This is a genomic window from Azotobacter chroococcum (genome assembly GCF_004339665.1).
Lineage (GTDB): Bacteria > Pseudomonadota > Gammaproteobacteria > Pseudomonadales > Pseudomonadaceae > Azotobacter > Azotobacter chroococcum.
In genome coordinates this window covers 1-24,835 of sequence record NZ_SMMU01000044.1, presented here as the reverse complement: position 1 = coordinate 24,835, position 24,835 = coordinate 1, and the positions used below count along the sequence as shown (strand labels likewise).

11 protein-coding genes and 2 pseudogenes are annotated in these 24,835 nt (G+C 60.3%); 2 read left to right on the top strand and 11 right to left on the bottom strand.

Annotation, left to right across the window (positions count from 1 at the left end):
* Positions 1-51: 51 nt before the first annotated feature.
* A pseudogene (locus EV691_RS24315) lies at positions 52-177 on the top strand (hypothetical protein); the annotation flags it as partial.
* Positions 178-213: 36 nt separating this feature from the next.
* A complete protein-coding gene (locus EV691_RS20600; protein ID WP_165496591.1) occupies positions 214-501 on the top strand; it encodes a WD40 repeat domain-containing protein in 288 nt (95 codons plus the stop codon).
* Positions 502-536: 35 nt separating this feature from the next.
* Here the strand turns inward: EV691_RS20600 and EV691_RS20595 are convergent, their stop codons facing one another.
* From EV691_RS20595 to EV691_RS20545, 11 genes and pseudogenes are all read right to left on the bottom strand, one after another.
* Positions 537-2,045 (bottom strand): c-type cytochrome, encoded by a 1,509-nt coding sequence (locus EV691_RS20595; protein ID WP_131300434.1) that lies wholly within the window; start codon positions 2,043-2,045, stop codon positions 537-539.
* 18 nt (positions 2,046-2,063) lie between these two features.
* Entirely contained in the window at positions 2,064-3,524 is a 1,461-nt protein-coding gene (locus EV691_RS20590) for a c-type cytochrome (RefSeq protein WP_207901110.1), read from the bottom strand.
* 56 nt (positions 3,525-3,580) lie between these two features.
* Positions 3,581-5,707 (bottom strand): hypothetical protein, encoded by a 2,127-nt coding sequence (locus tag EV691_RS20585; protein WP_131300430.1) that lies wholly within the window; start codon positions 5,705-5,707, stop codon positions 3,581-3,583.
* Between the two features lie 38 nt (positions 5,708-5,745).
* The gene (locus EV691_RS20580) at positions 5,746-6,642 is read right to left on the bottom strand and encodes a hypothetical protein (protein ID WP_131300428.1); all 897 of its coding nucleotides are present in this window, start codon (positions 6,640-6,642) and stop codon (positions 5,746-5,748) included.
* Positions 6,643-6,658: 16 nt separating this feature from the next.
* Positions 6,659-9,196, bottom strand: coding sequence for a c-type cytochrome (locus tag EV691_RS20575; protein WP_207390250.1), 2,538 nt, complete (start codon positions 9,194-9,196; stop codon positions 6,659-6,661).
* A 428-nt stretch (positions 9,197-9,624) separates the two neighbouring features.
* Entirely contained in the window at positions 9,625-15,249 is a 5,625-nt protein-coding gene (locus tag EV691_RS20570) for a CHAT domain-containing protein (RefSeq protein ID WP_131300426.1), read from the bottom strand.
* Between the two features lie 174 nt (positions 15,250-15,423).
* Positions 15,424-16,305: a toll/interleukin-1 receptor domain-containing protein gene (locus EV691_RS20565; protein ID WP_131300424.1), complete on the bottom strand. Its 882-nt coding sequence runs from the start codon at positions 16,303-16,305 to the stop codon at positions 15,424-15,426.
* Between the two features lie 391 nt (positions 16,306-16,696).
* Positions 16,697-17,014: pseudogene (locus EV691_RS24310) on the bottom strand (RICIN domain-containing protein); the annotation flags it as partial.
* 386 nt (positions 17,015-17,400) lie between these two features.
* On the bottom strand, positions 17,401-22,893 hold the full coding sequence (locus EV691_RS20555; RefSeq protein WP_131300420.1) for a CHAT domain-containing protein: 5,493 nt from the start codon (positions 22,891-22,893) through the stop codon (positions 17,401-17,403).
* Between the two features lie 13 nt (positions 22,894-22,906).
* The gene (locus EV691_RS20550; protein ID WP_131300417.1) at positions 22,907-23,701 is read right to left on the bottom strand and encodes a caspase family protein; all 795 of its coding nucleotides are present in this window, start codon (positions 23,699-23,701) and stop codon (positions 22,907-22,909) included.
* A 272-nt stretch (positions 23,702-23,973) separates the two neighbouring features.
* Positions 23,974-24,156, bottom strand: coding sequence for a hypothetical protein (locus EV691_RS20545; protein WP_131300415.1), 183 nt, complete (start codon positions 24,154-24,156; stop codon positions 23,974-23,976).
* Positions 24,157-24,835: the final 679 nt, after the last annotated feature.

Genomic DNA, 24,835 nt, shown 5'->3' with positions numbered 1-24,835 from the left:
CGCCCGTTGCCGGACTTCAGGGGAATACTTCGTTGCTGACTTCATGGCTCCATCCTCTCAAAGGTTGGAGCCTCCGGGAAACCCGGGGCGGTTCAGGGACATAACGACGGGGTCTCGAGTGTTGCCTTCAGCCTGGATGGCGACCGCCTCATCTCGGGGGATTTCGGGGGGGTTCTACAGCTGTGGGACGCGAAGAGGGGCCAGCCGATTGGCGTGCCGCTGCAAGGGGATGCCAAGAGCGTGTGGAGTGTTGCCTTCAGCCCGGATGGTATTCACATTGTCTCGGGTGGCGAAGACCGTAAGCTGCACATACGGTACGCCCCTAAATTCGAGCTCAACCTCGTTTGTGCCAAACTCACCCGCAACATGAGCCGCCAGGAATGGCGCGACTGGGTTTCGCCGAAGATCGACTACGAATGCCAGTGTCCCGGCCTGCCAATCCCACCGGATGATCCCGCTTCGGGCGCGGAGCCGGAAATGTGCCCGCCCGCTGATGCATGACGGCATACCGGCAGAGCCGCATAGAGTCGTCCGTTTCACAAAGTCTTCAGGTATTCAACCAATGCATCCTTGTCCTCTGCCGGCAGGCTGGTGCCGAAGGTATGGCCCTGGTTACCGCCACCTTTGGCGCTGACTTCGTGCCGAGTGCCGAAACGCCCTGCTTCCGCTTCGCTGTTGACGAAGCCAACGTGTTGCGGGTCGTATAGGTCATAGCCGCGCCAGAACACGGCGGGGCGTTGCGACGGCGGCTCGAGCAGGTCGCGCAGGGTCGGGACGGAGCCGTTGTGCAGGTAGGGCGCACGCAGCCAGATGCCGTCGAGGAACGCGGCGATATAGCCGCGTAGTGGTTCCTCGACCAGGCCGGGGCGCTCGATGCTCATCTCGGCCACCGCCCGGTTGGCTTCGATGGCGGCTTTTTCATTCCAGGTGTCGAGGCGATCCCGGCTGGTGCCGACTTCGGCCAGCGGCACCACGGTGCCGGTGCGAGATGAGGCGTGGCAGGCGGCGCAGTTGCCATCGAACAGCACCTTGCCGCGCTCGGCCTTTACGGCATCGATGGGGAAGGGATATTTCGGTGCCGGTTTATTCGAGACATAGTCCTGCAACCAGCGCACCTGAGCGAGAAATTCGTCGTTGTCCTTCGGTGCAGCACCGAGCAGTCCCAGCGCCGAGTCGATGATCACCGAATATGGATCGTGGCTGTCACCGGCGAAGTTCATGCGCATACCCTGTTCCGGCCGATACTTCTTCAGGTTCCACAGCGAGGGCATGTCGGTGGGGCCGAGGCTATCGTCCATCGGCCAGCGGATCATGAAGTACTTGGTCAGGTTCATTGCGTCGTCGCGCCCGCGCCCCCAGGGGGGAAAGTCCTTGCGATAGAGCCAGGCAAACTGCTCCTCGCGCTCGAGCAGGGTCTTCTTGGTGATGGGGATGAGCAGGAAGCGGTAGATCACGCTGTCGATGAAGGACAGGTCGGTGACCAGGCGAATCTCGCCCATGAGGTTGTCGGCGTTGAAGCGCGGGTCCTTGGCGCAGTCGATCAGGAAGCGGAAGAAGGCCCACAGATTCAGGGTATGGTTCGGCCCGGTGGGAACCAATACCGGCGCGGAGTCCGCCGAGGTCCGGTAGCTGGCGGTATGGCAGGCGGCACAGTTGTTGGCGACGCGCGGAAAGCCGACCACCTTCTTGGAAAAGCCCACCGGCAGCTCCTGGCCTTCCTCCCACACCACGCCGAGCGAGGCATAACCACCGGGACCGGGCAGCTTCTCGGGAAACATGCGCGGTAGCACGTAGAAGATCCAGTAGGGGATGCCGGCGTCTCGCTCCGCACCGATCGAGCCATACTTGAAGCGCAGGTCCGGATCGCTGGTGATCCATTCCGGTTGTGGCTCCTCGCGGAAGAATTTGTACCACGTAAAGATCGCGCCGCCGGCGCCCAGCACCAGCAGCACAACGAGCGCGGCGAGCAGGCTACGGCCGAGGTTGCCCATGCGGTCGGGGCCGACAGGTCGGCCTGAGGCACGCGCACGGAAGGCTGGCTGCATGATGATTCTCCTCTGCGCTCAGAAGGTCTTCAGGTATTCGACCAAGGCATCCTTGTCGGCCGCTGGCAATTCGGTGCCATAGCTTCGGCCTTCGTGGCCGGCATTGCCGTTGCCGGGTATCCGGGTATCGAACAGGAATGGGTGGGCGCCGGCGCCTTGTGCGTCCATCGCCGTGTCCATCGGTATATCGGCGACGAAGCCCACCCGCTGCTGGTCGTACACATTGTTGCCGCGGGTGAAAATAGGCGGCCGCAGTGCGGAAGGCTCGAGCAGGTCGCGCAGCGTCGGCACCGAGCCGTTGTGCAGGTAGGGGGCGCGCAACCAGATACCGTCCAACGGCATGTTGGCGTAGCCCCAGGTCTTGCGGAAATAACGGAAGCGGTGCGGGTAGCCGGCATACAGCGTGGCCTGGTTGACGGCGAGTTCCCGGGTGTAGGAGTCGAGCCGCGCGCGATCGGTGCCGATTTCATCGATCGGCGTCACGTGGCCGACCTGCACGCCCTTGAAGTCCTGCCCGCTGGCGCCATGACAGCTGGCACAGTAGTCGGCGTAGAGCCGAGCGCCGCGCGCTGCCAGCGTCTGGTCGATCCGGTAGGGGTAGGGTGGCGGCGCGAGGTCCAGCAGCCAGTCTTCCACCCGGCCGATGGCCGCGAGATCGATGGTCGGCGGCGTTGTACCGGTGCCGAAGGCGGCGCTTTTGTTGCGCTCCTCGGTATGGGTATTGTTGCCGTCCCAGTGCAGCTCCATGCGGTTGCCGTCGTCGCGCGTCATGCGTTTGCGCTGGTGCCAGATCGAGGGAAAATCGGAGGCGCCGAGTCGTTCCTGCTCGGGCAACTGCATCATGGGAAAGTTGAACAGCACCTTTGCCGAGTTGAAGGTGTCGACGCGGCCGGGGCCCCATTCCGGCTGGTTGTGCACGAATTCGAAGCGTCCTCTCAGCATCAGCAGGCGATCGCGCATCAGCGAGATCGCCACCGGGTAGACGAGATAGCGATCGAGCGGGTTGAGACCGCCAGCCAGACGATCGACCTCGGGCACGATGAATTCTCGGGAAAATTTCGGTCCGGCAGCACAGTTGAAAAAGAAGGTTTCGAAGGCTCGGATGTCGAAGCGGTGCGCGGGCATGCCGACGATCAAGCGGGGGGCGGCATCGTTTGTATCGCGCACCGTACTGGTATGGCACACCGCGCAGTTCAGGAATACGCGGTCAAGCCCCAAGTTGCGGCGCTTGGACACGCCGACCGGCAGATTGCGGCCGGGTTCGTAGATCAGGCCGAGCGAGGCGTAGCCGCCGGGCAGATATTCGGAACAGACCTGCGGCAGGGCCTGCCAGATCCAGTAGGGGAAACCGGATTCACGCTCGCCACCGGTGGAGCCGTACTTGAAGTGCTCCACCGGGTCGCTGTAGCGCACCGGAACATCGGGTAGAAAGCGCAGCGCGGCGTAGAGGCCGCCGAGCACCAGCAGGATCCAGGGCAACAGCAGGAGTGTGCGGCCCAGCCAGCGGAGCAGGGCGGCATGGCGGGAAGGGACGGTCACCTCAGCTCACCACGATCCGGGGCTGTGGGTGGGGTGCAAGGCGCCAGGGTAGAGTAGTGGCGCTCGAGCACCGCAGCACTGTTGGAGCCTCCTTGGGTACTCATCAGGGTTTCCAGTGTGCTTAGCATCGTCGGCAGATCGGCGGACTGCGCGAAGCCAGGCGCATGAATGGCAGCCGGCGGCGGCATCGGTGTTTTCTGCCGCGCGGCGGGTGCCTGCCGGTTCATTTGCAGGCGGTACAGGATGCGTTCGGCGCAGGCCGCCAAATTGGTGCGTATCTGACTATCATCGCCGTACAGAAACCCCGGTGGGAATTTGCTCGCGGCGCCATGACATAAGCCGCACTGGCGGACAAAAGGTTGAAGGTCCGCTGCCACCGACAGGCGGCGAGCGGACGCGGCGGCATCCAGCTGCGCGAGCGGTAGGGTGGACTGTACCTCCGCCATCGGCGCGCCGAGATGGGCAAGAATGGGCGTCAATACCTTGTCCCGGCGCAGCGGATAGGCGCTGAAGGCATCACTGCGGCCATCCAGCGTAGCCTGTGCCAGTGCGTCTATGGCTGCATCCAGTGGGGCGAGGTCCGCTGCGAGTTCAAGCCTGGCGGTCGCCGGATTGTCGCCTTGTGCGCGTGTCAGCCAGAGCCTGCGCAGGTTCTCGCCGCGAGCGCTGCGTACCCCGCCGGCGTGCTCGCTGAGGGTGAAGCCAATCGCAGCGTCGGCCTGTGGGATGCCGCGGCCCAGGCTGATCGGACCGCCATAGTCCGCGCCGGGTAGCGTCAAGCGGTCGATGCTGCCCATAGCGATATGTCCATCATGCAGGCTGAGTCGCGCCAGCAGACGACTGCCCTCGGCGCCATCGCAGTCGAGATCGAGCCGAATATCCACTACCCGCTCGTGACAGTTGAAGGTGACATTGCGCAGCGGCGAGTCAGGCGCAACGGTGAGTTGCCGATCCAGCAGGCGAATATCAGTTTGCGAGAAAAACAGCGACACGGCGTGAATGAAACGGGCGACGTCGGCGCTATTACGCCCGTACCACACTTCCAAGGGCGGGCGCAGCGCCAATGGGTCGAGCGCAGCACTGATGTCGGCGATACGCCGGGCTGCCCTGTCGCTCGACAGCGCCGTAATGGCCTCGGCGCTGAGGTCTTCGCCGGCGAATGGCTGACGGTTGGGCAACTGCGGGTCGGGCAGCGGCAAGCCGGTGGGCCAGCGTACGTGCCAGTTGGCCAATAGAGGTGCGACCAGATCGCGCCGGGTGGCCGGTGTGTCGAGGATCATTGCGCGACTGCCGCCAAGCCGGTAGCGCAACGCTATCCGTAGCGCCTCGGCGCGGCAGGCGATAGCCTCTGCTGGCGTCGCCAGGGCACAGCCTTCGCGCCACAGACGCTGGGCAAGGGCGAAGAGATTGGCGCGGGCGGTCGTGGCGTCGATTGCATCGGGCAGATCCACACCGTGGCGCCAGTCGATGCCGTAGTAGGACTGGCCTGTGGCCGCAAGGCGCGCAGCGAGCGGCGCGCTTGCCGCGATTTCATCCCATGACGCGCGCGAGAATATGGGGGCGGCATTTTGATGGCAGGCTACGCACAGCGCGCGGTTGGCGTAGCCCAGCACGGGCTTGGCATCGGCGCGGTAGTTACGCACGACTTGGAACTCGAAGCGCCCGGCTGTTTCGTTGTAGCTGATAACCTCCAGTGCGGCGGCACTTTCGTGATAGCCGATGTACAGGCGATCCTTGAGATAGAGCTGGCCGGCCGCTGCAGTGGCCTGCGGCTCGCCTGTGACGGCAGCCACGACGCGCGGCTGACGAAACGCCCCGGCGTCGGCCACCGCGGGGCGCTGCAACGAGCGGCCAAGTGGGATCAGCACCACAGTCAATCCTCCCGATGGCTGGTTCGCATCCAGTTCGGCACGAATGCGCTCGAGCAGAGCGGCGAACGGAAAGGGCACCACGGCTTCCCCGGCCGGCCCGGGCGGGCCGAGCAGGATATCGAACAAGGAGCGCCCGACCGGGGGGAGAAACTCGCCCGGGGCTTCTATCACCACCAGCAAGGGGGTGGCGCCTGGAGTTTCGTCGGCCCTGGCCCATAGGATTGGCAGCCAGCCAAGCAGCATCAATGCCATCACTTTCCAGTCCGTTCGGACCATCGCCCACCCGTTTTTTACTGGCCGGCCGGCGCGCGGGCGACCTGTTGCGTACCAGTCCAGCAATCCTCCTGAATCTCGCCTCTCTCCATGAAGGCATCGCGGATGCGTTCTGCGATCTCCTGGTTGTAGAGGACAAAATTCACCACAAAGCTGCGGTCCATGTAGGCCCGGCCGAGATAGAAGCCGGGATAAACCATGCGGATCTCGTCGCGGATCGCAAAGCCGTCGCGTCCAGCCAGCATGTCTGGCATGCGGCGGTATCCGGGAAGCTCGTCGGTGAAGGCGTAATCGATGATGATCGATTCACGCCGACCGTCGAGCAGGCTCTGGCCGCAGTACAGCTTGGCTGGAAACAACAGCCACTGCTCCTTGCCGTTGACTTGAATAGTCTGCAACGGTCTGTTGGCATCTTCCTCGACCACTCCGAGCCGTTTCAGTGTGCTGAGATCCTCGATGCGATTGCGCAGCAGGCGTTCTCCGCGATAGAACACCTTGCCTTTCCACAGGGTTTCACCGACCGCGTCGAGCTTTTGTCCGCCAACATTCACCAGCAATCCCCGCAGCCCGCCGCCGGCGATTTCCGAAAGACGCAAGTTGCCGCTGCCACCGTGCGGAAAGAACAGATCGCCGTCGAACGCTCCGTCCGGAATCGGGCCGGCCGACAGCCGGGCGTAAATCTGATCGACCTGCTCCTGATCGAGGAGGGAAAGGTTTTGCGGAGTGATCTTGTAGCGATCCTCCGGCAACAGGGGGAGTTGGTATTCCAGTTGAGCAAAGTCCGGTTTCTCCCCATACCCCTGGCCATAGGGGGCAAAGTTGATGTCTGGGGGCTGTTCGTCGCGGTCGAAAAAACCGCAGCCGGAACTGCCGAAGACAAGGGCGGCGCAAAGAGTGAAAGTGGCGATCTTCATAGCGGACCCCTTGCACTTACAGTGTGGCAAGGAAGGCGATCAGCGCCTTCTTGTCGGCCTCGGACAGATCCTCGCCGAAGCGGTGACCTTCGTTTTCAATCTCAGCGGTGCAACTGCTATACACCTGCTTGATGAGATAGGGGCGTGCCTTCAGCGCCTCGACCAGCGCATTTGGCTGGCCGATCAGTTCGTCGGCGATTGCTTTAAGGTCGCCCAGCACTTTGCCGCCAGTGTCCTCGCCAAACCGTTGAATCAGACTTGCTTCCAATTCCTGCGCCCCGGTCTTGGCACGTACCAGGTCGACGATGAACTGCTTGTGCTGGAAGTTGCCGAGGGTACCGGCGGTGACGCCACGGCCATCGATTTCGCTCGGGATCGTGAGTTGGAAGCCGAGCAGCTTTTCCTTCGCGGTGCCGTCCCACAGGCGCGGGCCGATGCGCAGGGTGATGTCTTCATTCAACAGCGTCACTTTCGGGGCGCGCTGTGCAGGATTCAGCAATTCGTGCATTGACAGCTTGTACAGCCGATAGCGACCTTCGATGCTGGGGTCGTATTCGAAGCAGGCCGGCTGCTGATCGGGCGGAAGTAGCTTCCTGCTGCTGCCGTCCACATAACGCGGCCGCATCGCGTAGAAATCATTGCCCGTGTGCCGCGGCTTGCCGCACAGTTCCGGGCCAAGCGCATTGTTATGCAAGAAGGGGGCATGCGCCCACAGGTTGAGCAGCGAGATATTGCGATAGTGGCCGCGCCCGCCGTCGCCGGGTTCCCGGACGTTGGCATCGGGCGGCTGCGCACGCAGAGTCTCGGAGCCGTATTCCTGCCAGATGTGGCCGCTCATATGATTGGAATGCAGGGCTCGGCAGCGGTAGGTGCCAACTTCGGAGGCCGAAATGTTGCGGTCGTTGCCCAGCCAGTCCTCGCGCAGGCCATTGCCGGGGTCGATCCTGTGGAAGTCGAGGCTGGCAAACTGTCCGGCGGCCGCCTCCGGCTGGCTGGAATGGCAGCGCGCGCAGGTATTGGCGAAGATCTCCCTGCCGCGAGCAACTGCGTTTTCCCCGAATTCGCGTTCCAGATCGGCGACCAGATCCTGCTCGGAATAGCGGGCTTCTGGCATTGTGGTGCGTCTCTGGTTTTCGCGTGCGACACGCAGATCGGTGGTATGCGCTTCGGCCGACATGAAGAAATCAAGGATATTAGGTAGTCGGTCTTCTATGGCGCGGAAATTAGGACAGTCGCGCCGACACTGGCCAATGTTGAACGGCATCTGGCCGAAGCCACGCTGCTGCGGATCGAGTTGGCGCAGATCGGAGAGATGATTCATCCAGCACTGTTCCGAGCATGAACCAATATTGAAATACACGCGCTGGATCGCCTCGAGCGCGCCGATCGAGTCCTCACCACCCTTCAGAATATGGTGGGCGGTGTCCTGCTCTAGGGACTTTTTCCAGCACTTGCCGTCATGCCCGGGTTCACACCAACAAAGAGCTTCGTCCGAGGAGCCAGCGCAAGAGGCGGCCTTGCGCCATTTCATCACCTGCTCACCGGCAAAGGTCGGCCGTTTGGCAATATTGATCAGGGCGTTGATCGTGCCCGGATTGTTAATCTGATCGGTCGGTATCGCCGAGGTGTCGCTGGCACCGGGTCTTGCATGGGCGAACATTTGCCACTCGAGCGTATTCGAGGGCATGCCCGAGACCATGATTTCTGAGATGCGAGTGTACTGGTTGCCAACCAGGCCCTTTATATTTTCCCATTTGGGGTTAGCCGGATCGGCAGGCGGATTGAGCGGATCGAAGGCAATATGACAGGACCCGCAGGCGGTGCCGATTAAAAATGGTGGCTCGATGGCGCCATCCTGTAGGTGCGAGCGAGCCGCCTCGCCTGCGCCGGCAGCAGCAACCGGCCGGTTGTAGCCTGCCCAACTGGCCAGGCTACGGTTGAGCCTTTGCCAGGCTGTCTTGTCGAAGCGCGGATTGGGAAACTTGCGAATGCCGAGTGCGCCAGTGGACGTGCCGAATTTTAGATCGCAGGCCGATTGGCGCTGGTCGGCTGGCCCATGCTCGTCACCTTCTTTTAGTGGTGCGTCGCGGAAATCGCACGCGGGATCCCTATAGCCGGTGCGGCCGACGTAGCCGAGTAATTCCTCATCACCCGGGCACCAATCCATGCCGTAGGTTTCGTCCACGCTCTTCGCCGGGCAGTCCGGTGTTCCTGGTGTGCAACAGGCCGGATCGTTGATGATGCCCCAGGCGCGGAAGCGGTCGCCGCGCTGATCGCTACGCAGGACTCGGTACCAGTCGATCAATACGCCGACACGTTGCTGGAAGACGTAGGTATGGAAACGGTCATTGCCCGCCGTGGCCTTGAACCATATCAGACGCCCGGCGCACTCCGACTCGTTCAGCCCTTCACGGGCGCAGGCCGCGAAATAAGGCTCATCCTGTGCATGCACGCTACGTGTTTCTGCTGCAGCCGATGGCGTGGTCGCGGATAGAGGAAGAATGATAAAGAGAAAGAGCACGTATGGAATGACGATGAGTAGCGCGCGCTTCATGGAGCGATCTCCACTTACTGTCGGACTGACAACAAGGCACGGCATGGACTTGCCCCTTTCAAACGGGACACCCACACCCCGTTAAATTGATGTCACTACCAGGCGCCTGTATTCCCGAGGTGAACAGTATTTCAGGGCGCTCGTTCAAACTATTAAATGGCTTTCTTTGCTCATGCTTTTGCGTAAATGGCACTTGCCGCGAGGGGGCAATGATCCCGGCGCGGTGTCATGAATGAGCGCAATCCTGCGAATGGGCGGCAACACTGAATGTCGCCTCGCGGGCGATAGCGTCTGTTCGGTATCCATTGAAAGCAGGGACATTCATTCCGCTTTCGGGCGGGAGTTTCTGGAGTGCTCTGACCGTCTATACTGGGTCGGCAATACCAGTGAAGAGCGCGGTACTGAATGGTAAGCCGACCAACTTGGGCCTAAGCGCCACCTTGTCTGTCGTTGCCACGTAGTTCCTCCTTCAGCGTCTCGAGATACTTGATTAGTTCGCGCGCCCGTTTGCCGTGGGCTCCCTGGCGGTGCTTTGTCAAGCGGCGCAGAAAGTTTGCCAATGTATTCAGTGTATCCAGCACCGACCTCCGCTCTCCCTGCGATGAAAAGGCGAGCAGTACTTTGAAGTCAGGATTGTCCTCGCCGAACTCTGGCCTGGTCTGGTGCGAGTTATTGCTGGCGGCATGCAGCAAGGTGCTAGTAAGTGCTAAATTCAGCGGTGCGACGCGGTCCCAGAAGTTTGTCGGCTTGAATCCGGGACTCTCGAGTTCCTTCCGGATGTTATCGATGCGTACCTGTGCGTCGGCCAGTTCCTCCGGGGGGAGGGTTCCGAGCAGCTGGCGTAACAGGGTGGCATGGAGCACGCTGATGGCGGGGTAATACAGACGTCCTCCCCGCTTGTCCGCGAGCCGCTCCGCATCTTGATAGGCCTCGGCCATGGACTGTAACGCCGAATCCAGCTCGTCGTCGTTGATCACTGGGAGCCGACGTTTCCAGATGCTGCCCCTAAGACAATACCGCTCGGCAGTGGAATCTATCTTGAGAAGGCTGTCGACCAAGGCTTCAGCATCCCTCAATAGTTCCTTGCCTTGGTCTTGTGTTTCAGCTGAGTCGAGTAGTACGGAACCACGCCGCGCTAGCATGTCGGCAAGCTGCTCAGTGGTCTTTATTGACGCGCTGCCGTCCCCGGCCGCTTGGGCTGCGCGATAACACAGGATGGCGCGCTCATGATCATCGAATTCGCCCCACAGTCGGCCGAATGCTTCCTGGATGTCACCGCGCGCGTTCCAGCCGCGCCCTTCACAAAGACGGGCGAGGGCGTCAACGCTCTCTTCGCGCTGACGATCGTGGGCGCTGCCCCCTGTGTGATAGCGGCTCAGCTGTGTCTGTCGCTCCAACTCGGCCAGAACCTCACGTGGCGAGACAAAATCATATCGGATCGGCTGCACTCGAGTTTCGCTATAGTGCTGCTGGGGGCGCGGAAGCAGCAGGCCGGGGTCACCGTAGCATTGGTATGCGCCCCATGTATTGCTGTGGGGAAAGCGTTCGTAGGTTTCCCTGCGTGCGGCAAGTACCGCCTCGCCAAAGGTTATGCCATTCAGGAAGGCTTTATAGAACGTGATCGCAAACAGTTCGGCCGCACCGTCCAGCACTCGCCAGCCCGCCGCAATGACAGCTCGTACGCCCATCTCGATCAATTGCGTTGCAAGGTTTGCCGCCAGCATGGGATTGCCTGGGCGGATGTCACTCGCCATCTCATGTCCCGCCTCGATGCGACCAAGTGAACAGCAATTCAGAAAAACGAAATCCGGTACTACGCGCATCTGCTCGATGTGCGCAGGGGTCAGTAGGCTGTTTTCGCCGATTAGCATGCCCGTCACCAGGGAAGGGGCGCTGTTGACGCCAGGGGGGCCAGGACAGGTGACAGGAAGCGCCTCTTGATACACCCCATGGCCCGAGAGATGCACCACCCGCCAATCCTGCCGGTACAGCGCCATCTGGATCTGTTCTGCGTTGCTGCCGATCAGCGGAGGTGGTGTGGCAAAACCGCCATCATTAAGCAAAGGGACAATCTTTTGGGCTTCGGCCTGCGCGCCACCAAGTGGCGGGAAGTGTTTGCTCAATGCCCCCAGATCCGGATCGCCCACCACCAGTGCGTGGTAACCGTCCGCACGCCGGATGCGCTGACGGAAGCGCCCGGTAGAGAGCTGGCGGACCAACCCGCTGCGCACCGACAGTGGTGCGTTGGCACTATCACTGCGGTCGGCGACCCGATCGCGCAGCAGCTCCCAAGGAATCGCTGCTGCGCGGGAGTCCAGCACTAGCTGTACGCGTCGGCGATCCGGTGCCTGCTCCTTCAGCCAATGGGGTAGTAGCAACTCGAAAAGGGTACGCCCTACCTCTTCGTCGTCGCTTTCCTTATCGGTCAGTTGGCGGGTGAACTGTTCGATGCTGTCCAGCGGGATACCGTTGTACAAGCGCTCCGTGCGCGCAAGGCCACCGTAGGTGTCGAACAAGAGCTGGATGCCATCCCCATCGGCAATCTTCATCGAGTTGATGGCGATCTGGGCCCATGCGCCTTCCTCTGGTTCTGCATAGGCACGCTGGCGGCCGCCCTCGTTGGTGACAAGAGTATCGGCGACGGTAAAGCTCCTGCGTAGTTCCCCATCCAGCGTTACCGCCTCGCGCGCTGCCTTGAGCGCCTGGATGGCCCTGTCCTCGAGTAACTCGACGAACTCCAGTCGGGATAGCCTGACGCGGTCAGCCAGTCCAGCCTCAAGCAGACGTTGGCGGGCATTACAATGACCGCGGAGAATGGCGACGACTGAGTCCTGCAGGCTCATCTCGCCGACCGCAGCGCCGATCAATAGCGCACTCACTGGCAACTGAAGTGGCTGGCTTCTGTCGGCGGGGCTACGGTCGTGCTCCTCCAACATTGCAATCGCATAGGTGGTGAGCGCCTGCGCCACACTATCGGCGAGTCGCCCTGGCGACAGCTCGCCGATTCGCCCGATACCAATGACAATGGCGCCAACAGCGAACTGTTCGTCGGGCTGCCGCGGAAAGAGGGCAAAGGTGCTTAAGGCACCTGCGTAAATGCCTGCATCGAGCCGACGTTGCATCCGGTTGTTCAGTGCGCGGTTGAGAACAGCTTCAGCCTGCTCAAGATTGTTCACCCCCTGCCTGTGCCCCACCATCACCGGCGAATCGAGATAGATGAGATCCCCATGGATAACCTGCACGGAAGCCCTGTCCTCGATGCTCACCCCAGGCCGGGCGGTCTCTAGTAGCGTGGCGCCCGTTGCGGCGGCCAGAAGATCGTTCTGGGTGGGGTAGTGTGTGATATCGGATGTGTCTGTAGGGGTATATTCACCCGGAGACTCCAGGGCCCCGCGGGCCTGGATCGAGGCGGGCTTGCGGGTTAGGGCTCGGTGGTCTGTCGTGCCTTTCTCTAGCAGGTCCAGTAGTGCCGGATAGGCCTCGGCATGGGCTGGCATGTCGCCATGCACTGCATTCATGTAATAGCACCGATGACCCTCCTGGCAGGCTTTTGGAATGCCGCTAGCCCAAGTGACACGGCCATCGCCCTCCGCCGTCTTGAACAGGTGAAATTTTTTGTCGTCCCCAATCTCGGCTCGTTGGGGCGTTTCAGCGGCAGTGCCTGCGATATAGATAAGGCGTTCGTCTTTGAGGAGCGGATCATTATTAAGTACGGTATGCCACAACGCCGCGGAATTTTTGAGCGGCTCGGCTGGTAAGTCCGGCCAGTGCTTGCCGTCCGCTTCGCGGAATTCGTTCCAGGTAGCGGGTTCGCGGATTCGATCACCGTTCTCTTCTTTCATCCATGGCAAGAGTTCGAGCACGCCGGGAAACTGCTGTGCAGTTTGCAGCAGCTCCGATTCCGTATGATGCAGATCGAGAAGCGCCAACTTGCCGAAAAACTTGTCGCGTCTTGTCAGCATCAGCGTCACCGCATGCGACCCCAGATTGGGGGTCCCGAGCATGATCACCCGAGCCTCGCCGCGTGGTTGCTCCCTCCAGCGTTTCCACAATGTATCGTTCTTGGCGAAGGCTGCCCTGATCAATATCCCCCCCATCGAATGCACAATCGCGTGTACGGGAAGCTTGCCCTGCTTGGCATCATTCAGCGCGATGTTCATCGTTGCTTCGAGCCCGGATGTGGAGTCCACGATCGATTTGCGCCAGTCATAGCCATGCATCCGGACAACATAGCCGTGCTTGCGTAGCGCATTAGCCAGGGGAAGGTAGGGGCTGGTCATGGGGCCGCCTGGTTCGATCTCCAGGTTGTCGATGCGAAGGTACTTACGGAAACCTCCGGAAGCCAGTGCCAGGGGATTGGCCCATATGTCCCGCTCTGCCTCCTTGAGTTCGGATCCGCACAGACCGGGGACGATGATTACGATCCCTCGAGCGCTTGCGAGCGGTGGGTCGGCCAGTGGACGGGCAGAGAATAGGCCTCGCGCGATATCGTCCGTTAGTGGCCATTCGCCCGCATAATCACGAAAGACCCCATGCGTATCGGGCTCATCGGTTAGTGCAGAGGCGACCGCGCCCGCAGTATCCTCGTTGCCGAAATAGTTGAAATGGTTGACGGCTGTGCCACTGCGGAACATTACCTTGCATGCCCGGCGGGTAGGGCCATCGAGCATGGCGCGTGTATCCACCACCAGGTCATGATCGCGCTCGAAGTAGCGGTCGATCAGACCGAAACGAAGTTCGGCGAAGAAGTCTTTCTCCATCGGCTGGGTGTCACCAGCGACCACGAACAGTTCGCCGCGGCCGGGGTTCCCATTCAGGATGCGTACCAGCTCTGACTGTGGCATCTGTGCCTGGAGACCGGGCAACTGGTCGATCCGTTTACGACTTGCGATGACTGCAGAGGTAATTTCGGCCAAGGTATCCAGACCGTACTGCACCAGGGAGGCAAGCCCACCCAGCACAAACCCTCGGCTACTGTTACGCTGCATCTCGTCGGCAATGGCTGCCAGAACGAATATGGAGAACCATTGATCGAGTTTTTGTCCGGCAAGAGAAGTTCCGATCACTGGGCAAGCCACCCGCACGAAACGTTCGATTTTCAGCTGCGGACGTGCTTCCAGTTCATGAATCAACTGATAAAACTGCTCTTTTTGTCGTGCTAGCGTTGCTTTTACAGCGTCATCTTTGCTTTTTGCCGCATCTAGCGTCGCGTCAATGCCTTTCCGGTCGATCTCAACAGGATCAAGACATAGCAGTTCGCCGACCAGGCCGCCCCGCGAATGTGACAGAAAGCGCACGCTACCGTTATGTGGTAACAGGCGGGCCAGGTTCAGGGCATTTTCGATCGGGCTCTTGGTGAGGGTACGGTGCTCCAGCGCATAGATACGATCCCCGAACCAGGCGCGTAAGCGTGCCCATTGTTCCGGTTGGTGCAGCCATAACTTCGAAAAGCTGCCACGCGAGTTGGACGCGGTACCGTGCAACAGGATCAGGGTCCTGGCACCGTCAGGTATGGGGGTTTGGAGTGGGTCGCCTCGAATGCCATCGTCGCCAACACTAAATAGCCCTTCGTGCGGTACTGGCAGTGTTTCTGCACGTTCGACAAATTTTCCCCGAAGCTCTTCAGTCAGGTTAAGGCCCACCCAACGTAGCGTCTTGATCGTCAGGGTACCTGCCAAGCCGCGCGTGCCCGCACTGGGCGGCGTGATTCTTATGGGCAGATCCCAGGCCCCGTCGGGGGCTTTTCCGGCACCGCGCGTCGTATCGCCTCCTGCTGCCTGCAGGCGTTCGCGCAAATCCGCTCCTGCAGTCCAGAATCGCAATCCATTCTCGAACTCGATCTCTACCAGCGCATCATTGGGAATGCGTTCCGTCACTGCCTCGCTTGCGTCGCCGCGGCTACCTGCTCCGCCGAGGCGGAACGCGCGTGCTGGGGGGGCATCGGCAAAAATGGGCGAGTCCGGCGCAAACTGGCTCGCCAACCACAAGGGGTCGTCCGGCTGTAACCGACCCGGGATATGCACTACAGTCGTTGCGCTAACCTGGTCATTCATGGCAGAGAAACCCTGAAAAAGACTTCGTTATGCTGGTGAAATACGCCCGTCCCCTTGCGCGAGTCTCCCGATGAACAATCGAGCACTCGGGCAGGAAGTGTCGGGGCTAATTCAGACCTTCCTTAGGGGAGGCGGCTGCGGCAACGTTGCCGCCTTACCCAATTAAATTTCGCTTTATCCTGTAAAGGGGCTGTTGTTTTTTTGTTTCATCATATCCAGCCAGGTATTCAGCCAGGTATTCAGCCCTGGAACCAGTTCTGCTGATGGGAAAGGCAGAGCGGTTACTGCCGTCCGTCCATGGTGAGCGGTATGTAATTGCTGGCGTAACTCTTTGATTGAGTGCTGACATTGACGCAGGCCCCATAGCCACGGTCCGAACAACGCGGCCGGTTCAAGTGGAGTGTCCATAGGTTGTTCGTCTGGAAGTAAGCCTTCCTGGTTTCGCGCAGTCAACAAGTTCGCTGTGTAGCCGAACTGCCATTGCAGTAATGAAAGCCAGTAATCGTCGGGCCGGGTCATTGCTCGCATGAGATGGCGCATCCTTTGGTCCATCTGGGCACTATCCATGGCTGCCACGTCCAGAGTTGCCTCTTCGAGAAAGTGGCGCAGATCTGACTTGCGTAGCGGCTTGCTGTACAGGCCCAAATACTCTTGGCCTTTGGGAAGCTCTACTCCATCTGGCAGATATATAGCAATTCGTCGCGCACTCTGGCGGCCATCGAAGAACCCGAGCTCCCATGGTGTCCAGCGGGATGCGACGGAATTTGCTCCCACCACGAAGATCAAGCTGCAGGCGTGGCGCATGATGGTTCTCAGGTAGTCGGCGGTTTTCTCGGTGACGTGTTCTCGATCAAGATCCTCAAAGCTGTCCTTCCAGTCCACGTAAGCCTCGAAATGCAGTTCATTTTCGATGTAATCGTTTAATTCGGTTACCAGGGACTCATCTGCGCGGCGATGTGATAGAAAAACGTCATATGTTCTGTTTAGTGGCTTATTCTGGTGGGAGCTTTTATTGGAGAGGCCAGATATTGTGGTGTAGGGTTGTTTGTTATTCATGAAGTTACTCTGTTTTTAATATTGATATGGCGATGCACCAAACATGGAGCTTGACAGGCATTTTGCCAGGCCTATGGATCTTTTCTTTCCCGCAATCCCGTGAAGAACTAAAAAATAGGGCTGCCATTGTTTTAACAAGTAGTGCAGGTGCGGCGCGTGATGGCGGTGTAGGTCAGGGTGTTATGGATTAAACCTGATAGATGCTATGAGCCATGGGTGCTGCTTCAGCTGCTTCAATAGATAAGGGCCTCGGCAGCGGGTTCCATCAGGGCCAGCAGGCTTATCGGTCTGCACAATAGGTTGGATGTAAAGCTAGTCCTGCCTACATGTCGCCATGATTAATCATTGAGTCCCAAGAGTCATCTGTATAAGAGTCGGGTAATCTTTGCTGTTAATCTATCCAGGCACTTCTTTTCCAACTTTGATGTGGATGAGATACGCACTCCCACATCCGCACCTGCGCTCCGTTTAATGCGCTGCCATCGGTGTCAAGACAAAAGCCTGAGGCCTTATTCTTTAGTCGGTAGCTATCTGGTGGGAGCCTAGTGATTTCCCAGAGTTGATGTGGATGGTTGGCGCATTTCCACGTTCTAACTTGTGCGCCGTTCGTTCTCAAGCCATCAGTATCCAGGCAGAGATTTGAGCTAATATTTCTTAGTCGAAAAAGTCCAGAGTTGAGTTTGTTCATGGTCCATGTTTGATTTGCATGTTTTTCACATTTCTACATCCGCACTGCGCCTCCGTTTACCGCTTCACCGTCAGTGTCTAGGCAATATTTGCTGGAGTCGTTTACCAACATTTCAGCCGTTATTGGCGAGGCCATTAGCAAAGCTCCAAATGCCAACAATGACTTAGTGTTCATTTTTCACTCCTTTCAGTGCCATTCCACACTTGAGTCGTTTACGTTTTTTCAGACCCAAGGCAGGTATCTAATTACTGTTTCGTCATTTGCTGCCCAGAGACAATTGCCGATCTTTACCACAATGATCCATCCGGAAACATCTTGTCTTTGTTCAGATAATTGTCATCGGATTTAAGTTTGCGATGCTTGGCTTTTCAAAATAAAAGCCCTCTTCTGCCAAACACGCCTCCTTATCAGATTGCCTCACGAATCCGTCCCACCACCTTGGCCAGCGGGCCAGCGCTGTCAGCGAGGAAGGCAATCAGCCAATCCAGGTTTTCGATTACCGAGGCCTGCTCGCGAGGACTGGCTCCACGTTTGAATGCGCTGCAATAGTCTTTGATGATCTGTTCCACCAGTGCTTCGCAGCTGGTCGGGAGCGTTTCGGCAGCTGGGGTGCTGCGCACCAGCAGACGTACCAAGTCCAGATCGGCAGAGCCGGTACTATTCCAGAAAGTCGGATTGCATTCGTTGTTATCTTGAAGTTTGCTGCGCAAGCGTGTGCATTCACCCTCAAGGGTGAGTCGCCAATCGTCGGAGCGCGCGGCATCCAGGCGCAGGGCAAGCACTTTGGCAATTCCCCAGTTGCTGAAGGAGTAGGCTTCGCCACTACCGCCAAGCTTGAACGATTGTTCGTAGGCTGCGGCCATTTTGTCGAGTGTATTCAGTCGTGCAGGAGTTAGCTCCTGCATCAGTGCCAGCCGCTTGTAGGCACTACCGAGCAGATTAAAACGCTCCGCAGTAGGTGCGTGCAGGCATAGCGCTTCCAGATTAATGATCGCATCCATCGTGTTGTTGCATATCCGGTGCGTATCGTCGCTTTTGCTGTCGCCTTGCCTTTGTAAAGCCAGCCATTCCTCCATCGCATGCCGGACATGGAAGTTGGCCAACTGTTCGATGACTCGGATCGGGCAGTTGCCTTGGGGGGCGTTCAGTGCCTTTGCCAGCCATTCGATCGCTTCCGGCCAAAATCGCGCTTCACCCCACGCGAAGCCAAGCGCGCTGGCGACGTCAGCCCGTTGTTTCCAGCTTTCCCGTTGCGGCTCCGGGATGCGCTCTAGCAGGTCATTTATACGCTTGCCCGCCGTTTCGTCCTTGCTGGCTGCACTGCTCGCCTTCAGCTCCTCGGCGAGATTATCCAGATCGACGATCAGTTCGGTCGGTGTGCTATAGGGCGGGGGCCGGCGGATACGAAGTTCGCCATTGTGATGCAAGCGGTAACTCGGGTCGCCGTAGCATTGATAGGCGCCCCAGGTATTCACGCCGCGAAAGCGCAACCAGATCTCTTCGCGCGCAGCACGCACTGCCTCGCCAAAGGTCTGGCCATCGAGGAGGCGGGTATAGAAGGCTTCGGCGAAGGCGTTGGCGGCGCCATCGTCCACTGCCCAGCCTGCTGCCACCACCGCGCGCACGCCCATGCGGATGAACTGCACACCAAGGTTGGCCGCCAGCTCGCTGCGATCGCTGGCTCCGCTCGACTGGGTGCGGCCGAGGTGGCAGCAGTTGATAAACACCAGCTCCGGCACCCAGCGCATCTGCTCGATATCGCCGGGGGTGAGGAAGGTTTCACGAGCAATCACCATGCCGGAAACCGGCTTCATTGCTTGTTTTTCTTTGCCATTGGCCAAGGGGAGGGGAAGAGGATATTCATGAGCACCATGGCCGGCCAGATGCAGGATGCGCCAGGCATCTCGGTGCAGGTTTGCGATGATCTCATCGGCTTTCCCATCAATGCATTCGTGCACCTGCCAATCGTAATCAGCGAGTAGCTTTGCTACCCGCTGTGCCTCCTGGCGCGCGCCCGGCAGATCGTCGAATTTGTCCCAGCCGTCGAGATCCGGACTGCCCACCACCAGTGCGTGCGGCTCGAAGGCATGGGCTGGACGAGGACGGAATTCGAGCGTCTTCAATTGGCGGATCAGGCCGGCTCTCACCGCGGCGGGGCGCTCGCTGCCGCTCCAGCGGTTTTCCAGCATTTCCCATGGATAGCGTGCAGAACAGGTGTCGACCAGCAGAACCAGGTCGGTCTGGCTGGGGGCGGACTCCCTGAGTCGCAGGGGCAGGAGCATTTCGTGCAGCGTGCGCGCGGCCTCGGGGTTGGCTTGTGCCGAGCGAGAAGCCTGCTGGATGAAGGACTCGGCAAGGGCAAGCTGGCCGGTGGCGAGGGTTTCCTCGGCTCGAGCGCGGTCGGTGGCGAAGATGAAGCGCAGGGTGTCGCGGCGGCCTTCTTCCTCGATGATTTCCACCCGGTGCCACCAGTCGAGAGGGTCGTCGAAACGTACCCGCCGCCGGCCAGCGCGTCCGCTTTCCACCTCCCTGGCCGGCCAGTGCACTGTAGCGGCGAATTCACCTACGGAAAGGATCTGCCGCAGTCCCTCCGCCGCGGCGATGGCCACATCTTCGTAGACTTCGAGGAATTCCAGCCGGTCCAGGATAACGCGGTCCTCCAGATCGGCATCGTCCAAACGGGCATTGGTGGCAATCGCAGCGCGCAGAATCGTCTCCAGCGAGTCACGGACCGTGATGCCGCCGGGGCCGGTCCCGACCAGCAGGCAGGATACTCGGGCATGGCGCGGGCTGCCCGACGGGCCGAAACGATCATCGGAGCACTGGGCCACCTGTAGGGCGTAGTCGAGCAACGCCGCGCGTATTCCCGCTTCCAGCAGGCTGGGGGTCAGGTCGCCGACTTGGCCAAGGCCGACAACGATCGCGCCGGCCGGTTTGGCGTTAGGATGCTGATTGAAGAACAGTGCGTGGGTATCGAGTCGGCCTGGATAGAGACCGAGCTCCAGTCGTTGTGACAGTGCCTCGTCGAGCTGCTGGTCTAGCGTGCGCTCCGCGCTGAGGATGGTATCGCCGTAGTAGTGCCCCACCATGACGGGATGGCGGGCGTAGGACAGATCGCCATGGCGGATGCTGATCTCGATCATCGGCATCGCCGGGCGCTCGTCGTGCGACTCGTCGGGCAGGCTGTCACCGAATCCAAGGCTGCCCAATGCGGTTTCGGAGGGAATGCCATCGGTCGGGGGGCTGGCGGGCAGGACGAAGCCTGCCGGCTCGTCGGCCGCGGCGCGCCGGCGTGCCGGGGGGCTGGCGGGTAGACGCGTGGTGGTGCCGTTCTCGCTCTGCAACAGGTCGAGGTAGGCGGAGAAGGCACGTTTCTGCACGCACAGGGCATCGTGGGCCGTGTCCTCGACATACCACATCGGCACGCCGGGAAGACTGCCGGAAGCCCAGGTCACGACACCATCGCCTTTTTCGGTCGCAAGGAAGTCAAGGTGCTTGTAACCGGTCGGCTTCAACGAATCAGCGGCGCTGAACTGGTAGGCCCTTATCGTGGACGGCTGGCAGCCGGCAACGTAGCGCATCAACGCTGGGTCGGGCTTGGCCATGCGCAACAGGCGCCAAGTATCGCGGGCACGGGTGAGCGCAGTGGGCTCGGGGGACTCCCTGCCATCCTGCAGGTTGCTTTGGAGGCTCTTCCAGAGGGCTGGGTCGGCGAAATCCGGATCTTCCAGGGCGAAGGGCAGCAGTTCGAGCAGACCCGGGTACTGTCGTACCATATTCACGATATCGCTGGTGCTGTGGGTGAAATCCAGCAATGACAGCTTGGCCAGAGTCGGGTTAAAACCAGTGAGCCAGCGTACGGCTTCATAGGTGCCGAAATTGGGCGTGCCGAGCATCAACAAGCGGCTGTGAGGCAACTGGACGATGCGTTGCCAGAGCGCCGCGCCGAGGCCGCCGTCGGCCATCATCGCGCGCACCACCAGGCCGCCCGTCGAATGGGCGACGAAGTGCACCGGCTGCTTGTCGCGCTCGGCTTCGGGCAGCCATTGTTCGAGTTGCCGAGCAAGCTCCCGGGCTGCGTCACGCAGCGACAGCCGCCAGTCGTAGGCGAACGGGCGCACCCGGTGGGTAAGGGCGAGAAACTCAAGCAGCGGGCCGTAAAGGCTATGGATCAACGTATCCGGAGTGATCTCTGCCGCGCCTATCGCCAGCTCCTGCAGCCCGCCACGCAGCAGGGCCCCGTAGTTGAGCCAGATGGGTTTGCCGCTGGCCTTCAGCTGGCTGCCCATGAAGCCTGGAATGACTATCGCCAGCGGCCGTGGCGTTGTGCCGGACAGAGTGCGATCCACCGCCTCGCGCCAGCGCGGTGGCGCATGCTGGGCTGCGGTAATCGGCAGAAAGCCGCCGTCTTCTCCGTCCTGGCGGGTCAGGCCGGCGAGCAGCCAGCTCAGGCTGCGTTCGTTGCGGAAATAGCTGAAGTGATTGACTTCGCTGCCCTTGTCTTCGCGAAAGCGTGCGCCCTTGTCGGGGCGGCGCAGCCCGCCCGACATCGAGCCGGTATTGACGACCAGATCGTGGTCGGCGCCGTAGAACCAGTCGCTGGCGAGCAGTTTGAGCTTCTGCCACAGGGAATTACCCTCGATGTCACCGGCGATCACGCTGAGGTCGGCGCGGGTCACGAGTTCAGGATGGTGCAGCAGCCGGGTCAGCGCCGAGCCGGGCATCATCGCTTCGAGGCCGGGCAAGGTACGCGGATCCGTGCGTTCCTTCACCACTGCCAGCAGGAAGTCGAGGCCGTCGGCGAATAGGTTCTCGCCGAGCATCTTGCCGGCCAGAAAGTCCAGGACCGACAGCCAGCGGTCGAGCCGGCCGGAGGCCAGCGTGGTGCCACGTGCAGGGCAAGCGGCGCGCACGAAGCGGGTTACCCTGAGTCGCTTCGCGACGAGGGTTTCGATCAGGGTCGCGAGCGCGTCTCGGTCTTTCTCGTAGGCGTCGTCGCGCGCCTGCCGGTCTTCCAGGTCAAGCGGCGACAGGCCGAGCTGCTCGGCGATGGTGCGGTCGGCAGCGAACAGTTCCTTCAGCCGCGCAGGCGTCAGCACCTGAGCGAGGCTCTCGCATCCGCTGAGGCAGAGCAGCTCGCCGATCAGACCGCCCCGGGAGTGGCTGACCAGATGCAGCTCGGCGCCTGCCGGCAGCTGCTCGGCCAGCGCCAGTGCATTGGCAATCGGGCTTTCACTGAGGCTGCGATGCTCGAAGGCGAATACGCGCCCGGCGTACTGCCCCTGCAGCCGCCTGCGTGCAGCTAGGCCGGCGCCGTTGTCGGGTGCCCACAGCTTGCCGAAGCTGCCTTCGCAGCTCGAAGCGGTACCATGCAGGAAGATCAGCAACGGACCCTGATCGGCGGGTAGGGGGCTATCAGCGGCGAGCGGCGTGAGGGCAAAGCTGTCGTCCAGGCTGCAGTGGTACAGTGCCGGCGGACCGAATTTGAACTGCTTGTCCTCGAACCAGCGGCCGAGCTGGCGCGCCGCCTTCTTGTCGAGCTCGACACCGAAGAAGTCCAGCACCTTGATACCCAGCCCGAGCAGGCCGCGCTCGCTGCGGCTGGCGCCACCGTGTCCGGGCATGAGCGTGTCGAATTCCCAGGCTGCGCCGCCGTCGCGCGACAGCCCGCGGCGGCCGTGTTCCCGCAGCAGGTCGTCGGCACGACTCCACAGCACGAAGCCATTGTCCAACTCGATGCGGACGACCTCGCCCGCGGCCACTTCCAACTCGTCGGTTACGCCGTCGCGTGCCCGCCCGGGGACGAGCCGGCGCGCCGTGCCGATGCGGATCTCGCTGACGTCAAGGCTAGGTACGGCATCGTCGAGCTTGCCGCGGATACGAAAGTTGCGTTCGCCCATGGTCGGTCACCGTTCAGTCGAAAATCCGCATCTGCCGCGCGCTGCGGGTACCGAAAATCTGCGGCTCCTGAGGCAATCGGGTCGAGGGCAGGTATTTGCGGATCGCTGTGAACCATTGATCGTAGATCTGTGGCTTGTCCTGCTTCAGTATTTTCAATGCGTAATAGGTGAAGGCCCCGTTGGGGCGACCTGCGAAGCGGGTGTCCCAGCTGTATTGCTCATCACGGCAGCCGGCCAGCAGCAGGTCGCCACCGACCCGGCGTAGGCCACCCTCAAGAGTCAGTGCACTGGCCCGCGGCACGGAGGGCAGGGTGCCGGGCTTCATCCATACCGCAGGCGGCAGGAAACGGGCGCGCGGTGCGTCGGCATCGAGGTCGCTCTCGTCGCCACGGGTGACCGAGCCGGAATGGCAACTGTCGGAGATCAGCAGCAGGCGCACATCGGCGGCGCGGGTATTGAACAGACTGTGGATATCATCGTCGAGCAGCGGTCCGGCCGTGGTGAGATCCCAGGGGCAGAGCGCTTCGTCGCGGGCGTCGGGCTCGTCGCCGTCGGTGTCCTCCAGCCAGGTCCCATGGCCGGAGTAGGTGAGCACGACGGTGTCGCCACTCTGTGCGCTGCCGATCAGATTGCCGATCGCGCCCAACATTGCTTCTCGTGTTGCTTGCTCGTCGATCAGCGTGGAGACGTTGAAGCCGTAACCCTGCAGCACTGCCGCCCAGTCGTGGGCGTCATTGACGCAACCGGAAAGGTCGCTATCGGTGCCGGGGTAGTCGTTGATGCCGATGCACAAGGCGTTCTTGGCCATGGTTGGGCTCCTGTTTGCTGGGGCGTCAGTTGTGGAGTTGGGGAAGTCAGGGGCAGCAGTTTATTAAGCTCTCTATCTGGAACACTCACACTGCCAAGATGAAATAGAGTCGTTCCAGTCATTGCCAATGTATTGGCACTCCCCAAATGTTGTCGAAACTCCGCCTCGATCTCTGTGTTTCCATGCAGTAATACGGCAACCTGGGGAGACGCTGAACGAGGAAATCTCATCATTCATTTTGTCTCCGACATAAGTTTTAATGCGGTTAGGTCTTAAGTCCTGGCGTATGCCGTCGAAATCAGCATGCTCATAAGCAATACAGTCCCAGTGGCTGCGCTGGCACCTGTTGAACAAATTCCGCCACCGGCGACAGCATAGGTGATGAGGCGTGTACAACCTGCGAAGATCATCGGTGCGATAAAAAACATTGGTATTTTATGAAAATAGAGGCTCATGGCAGGCTCTCCATCTATAATTGCTAAAAAATTTTTAGTTATCGTCTGATGGGCTCAAATGGAGCGTAGTGTAGTTGGTGGTCTGAGTTGATTTAGTTGTTAGATAAGTAGCTGAGCATAAATAAAACAGGTAATCCCCCGGCTTTGCCGGGGGACTCCTTTAGGTTTGACCGTGTGAAACGGTCAGCCTTCGAGCATTTGTTGTCGACAGTTGCATTGAGGGCCAAGACGAATAATGCCTCAGTGGAGAGAGGTATCTGGGCGCATGGGTACTCGGCGGGATTGAGTGAAGAGTTGATCCATACATGTACCAGCCAGGAGAGGGAAGACAAGCATTACGGCCAGCGCAAATCTGGCCTATGACGACAGCCGCCTTCAGGCGGCCCCACTACTTGCCCCTTTGAGGGGCTAACAAACTAAAGCCACCGGCTTTGCCGGTGGATAATTACTTTTCCGCACGGTAAGCTCCACGCCTCAGCAGTCGGGTGCTGTCCAGTTATGGTGAGAAATGTCGGAATTATTTTTTATTAGTACTTATCAGATATAAATCACATGCTGTACGTAATTGATCATGCAGTCCTTAGGGAAAGTCTGAATTAGCCCCGATATTTCCTGCCTGAGCGCTCGATTGCTCAAAAAACGGCAGTTCCATGGCAATTCAGGCCGATACCTCTTTGCA

Excerpts from the sequence above, each read along its gene's own strand:
- EV691_RS20570 (WP_131300426.1), bottom strand. The coding sequence starts at position 15,249 with ATGAATGACCAGGTTAGCGCAACGACTGTAGTGCATATCCCGGGTCGG.
- EV691_RS20550 (WP_131300417.1), bottom strand. The coding sequence starts at position 23,701 with ATGGCCAAGAACGCCTTGTGCATCGGCATCAACGACTACCCCGGCACC.
- EV691_RS20575 (WP_207390250.1), bottom strand. The coding sequence starts at position 9,196 with ATGAAGCGCGCGCTACTCATCGTCATTCCATACGTGCTCTTTCTCTTT.
- EV691_RS20585 (WP_131300430.1), bottom strand. The coding sequence starts at position 5,707 with ATGGCATTGATGCTGCTTGGCTGGCTGCCAATCCTATGGGCCAGGGCC.
- EV691_RS20555 (WP_131300420.1), bottom strand. The coding sequence starts at position 22,893 with ATGGGCGAACGCAACTTTCGTATCCGCGGCAAGCTCGACGATGCCGTA.
- EV691_RS20595 (WP_131300434.1), bottom strand. The coding sequence starts at position 2,045 with ATGCAGCCAGCCTTCCGTGCGCGTGCCTCAGGCCGACCTGTCGGCCCC.
- EV691_RS20580 (WP_131300428.1), bottom strand. The coding sequence starts at position 6,642 with ATGAAGATCGCCACTTTCACTCTTTGCGCCGCCCTTGTCTTCGGCAGT.
- EV691_RS20565 (WP_131300424.1), bottom strand. The coding sequence starts at position 16,305 with ATGAATAACAAACAACCCTACACCACAATATCTGGCCTCTCCAATAAA.
- EV691_RS20545 (WP_131300415.1), bottom strand. The coding sequence starts at position 24,156 with ATGAGCCTCTATTTTCATAAAATACCAATGTTTTTTATCGCACCGATG.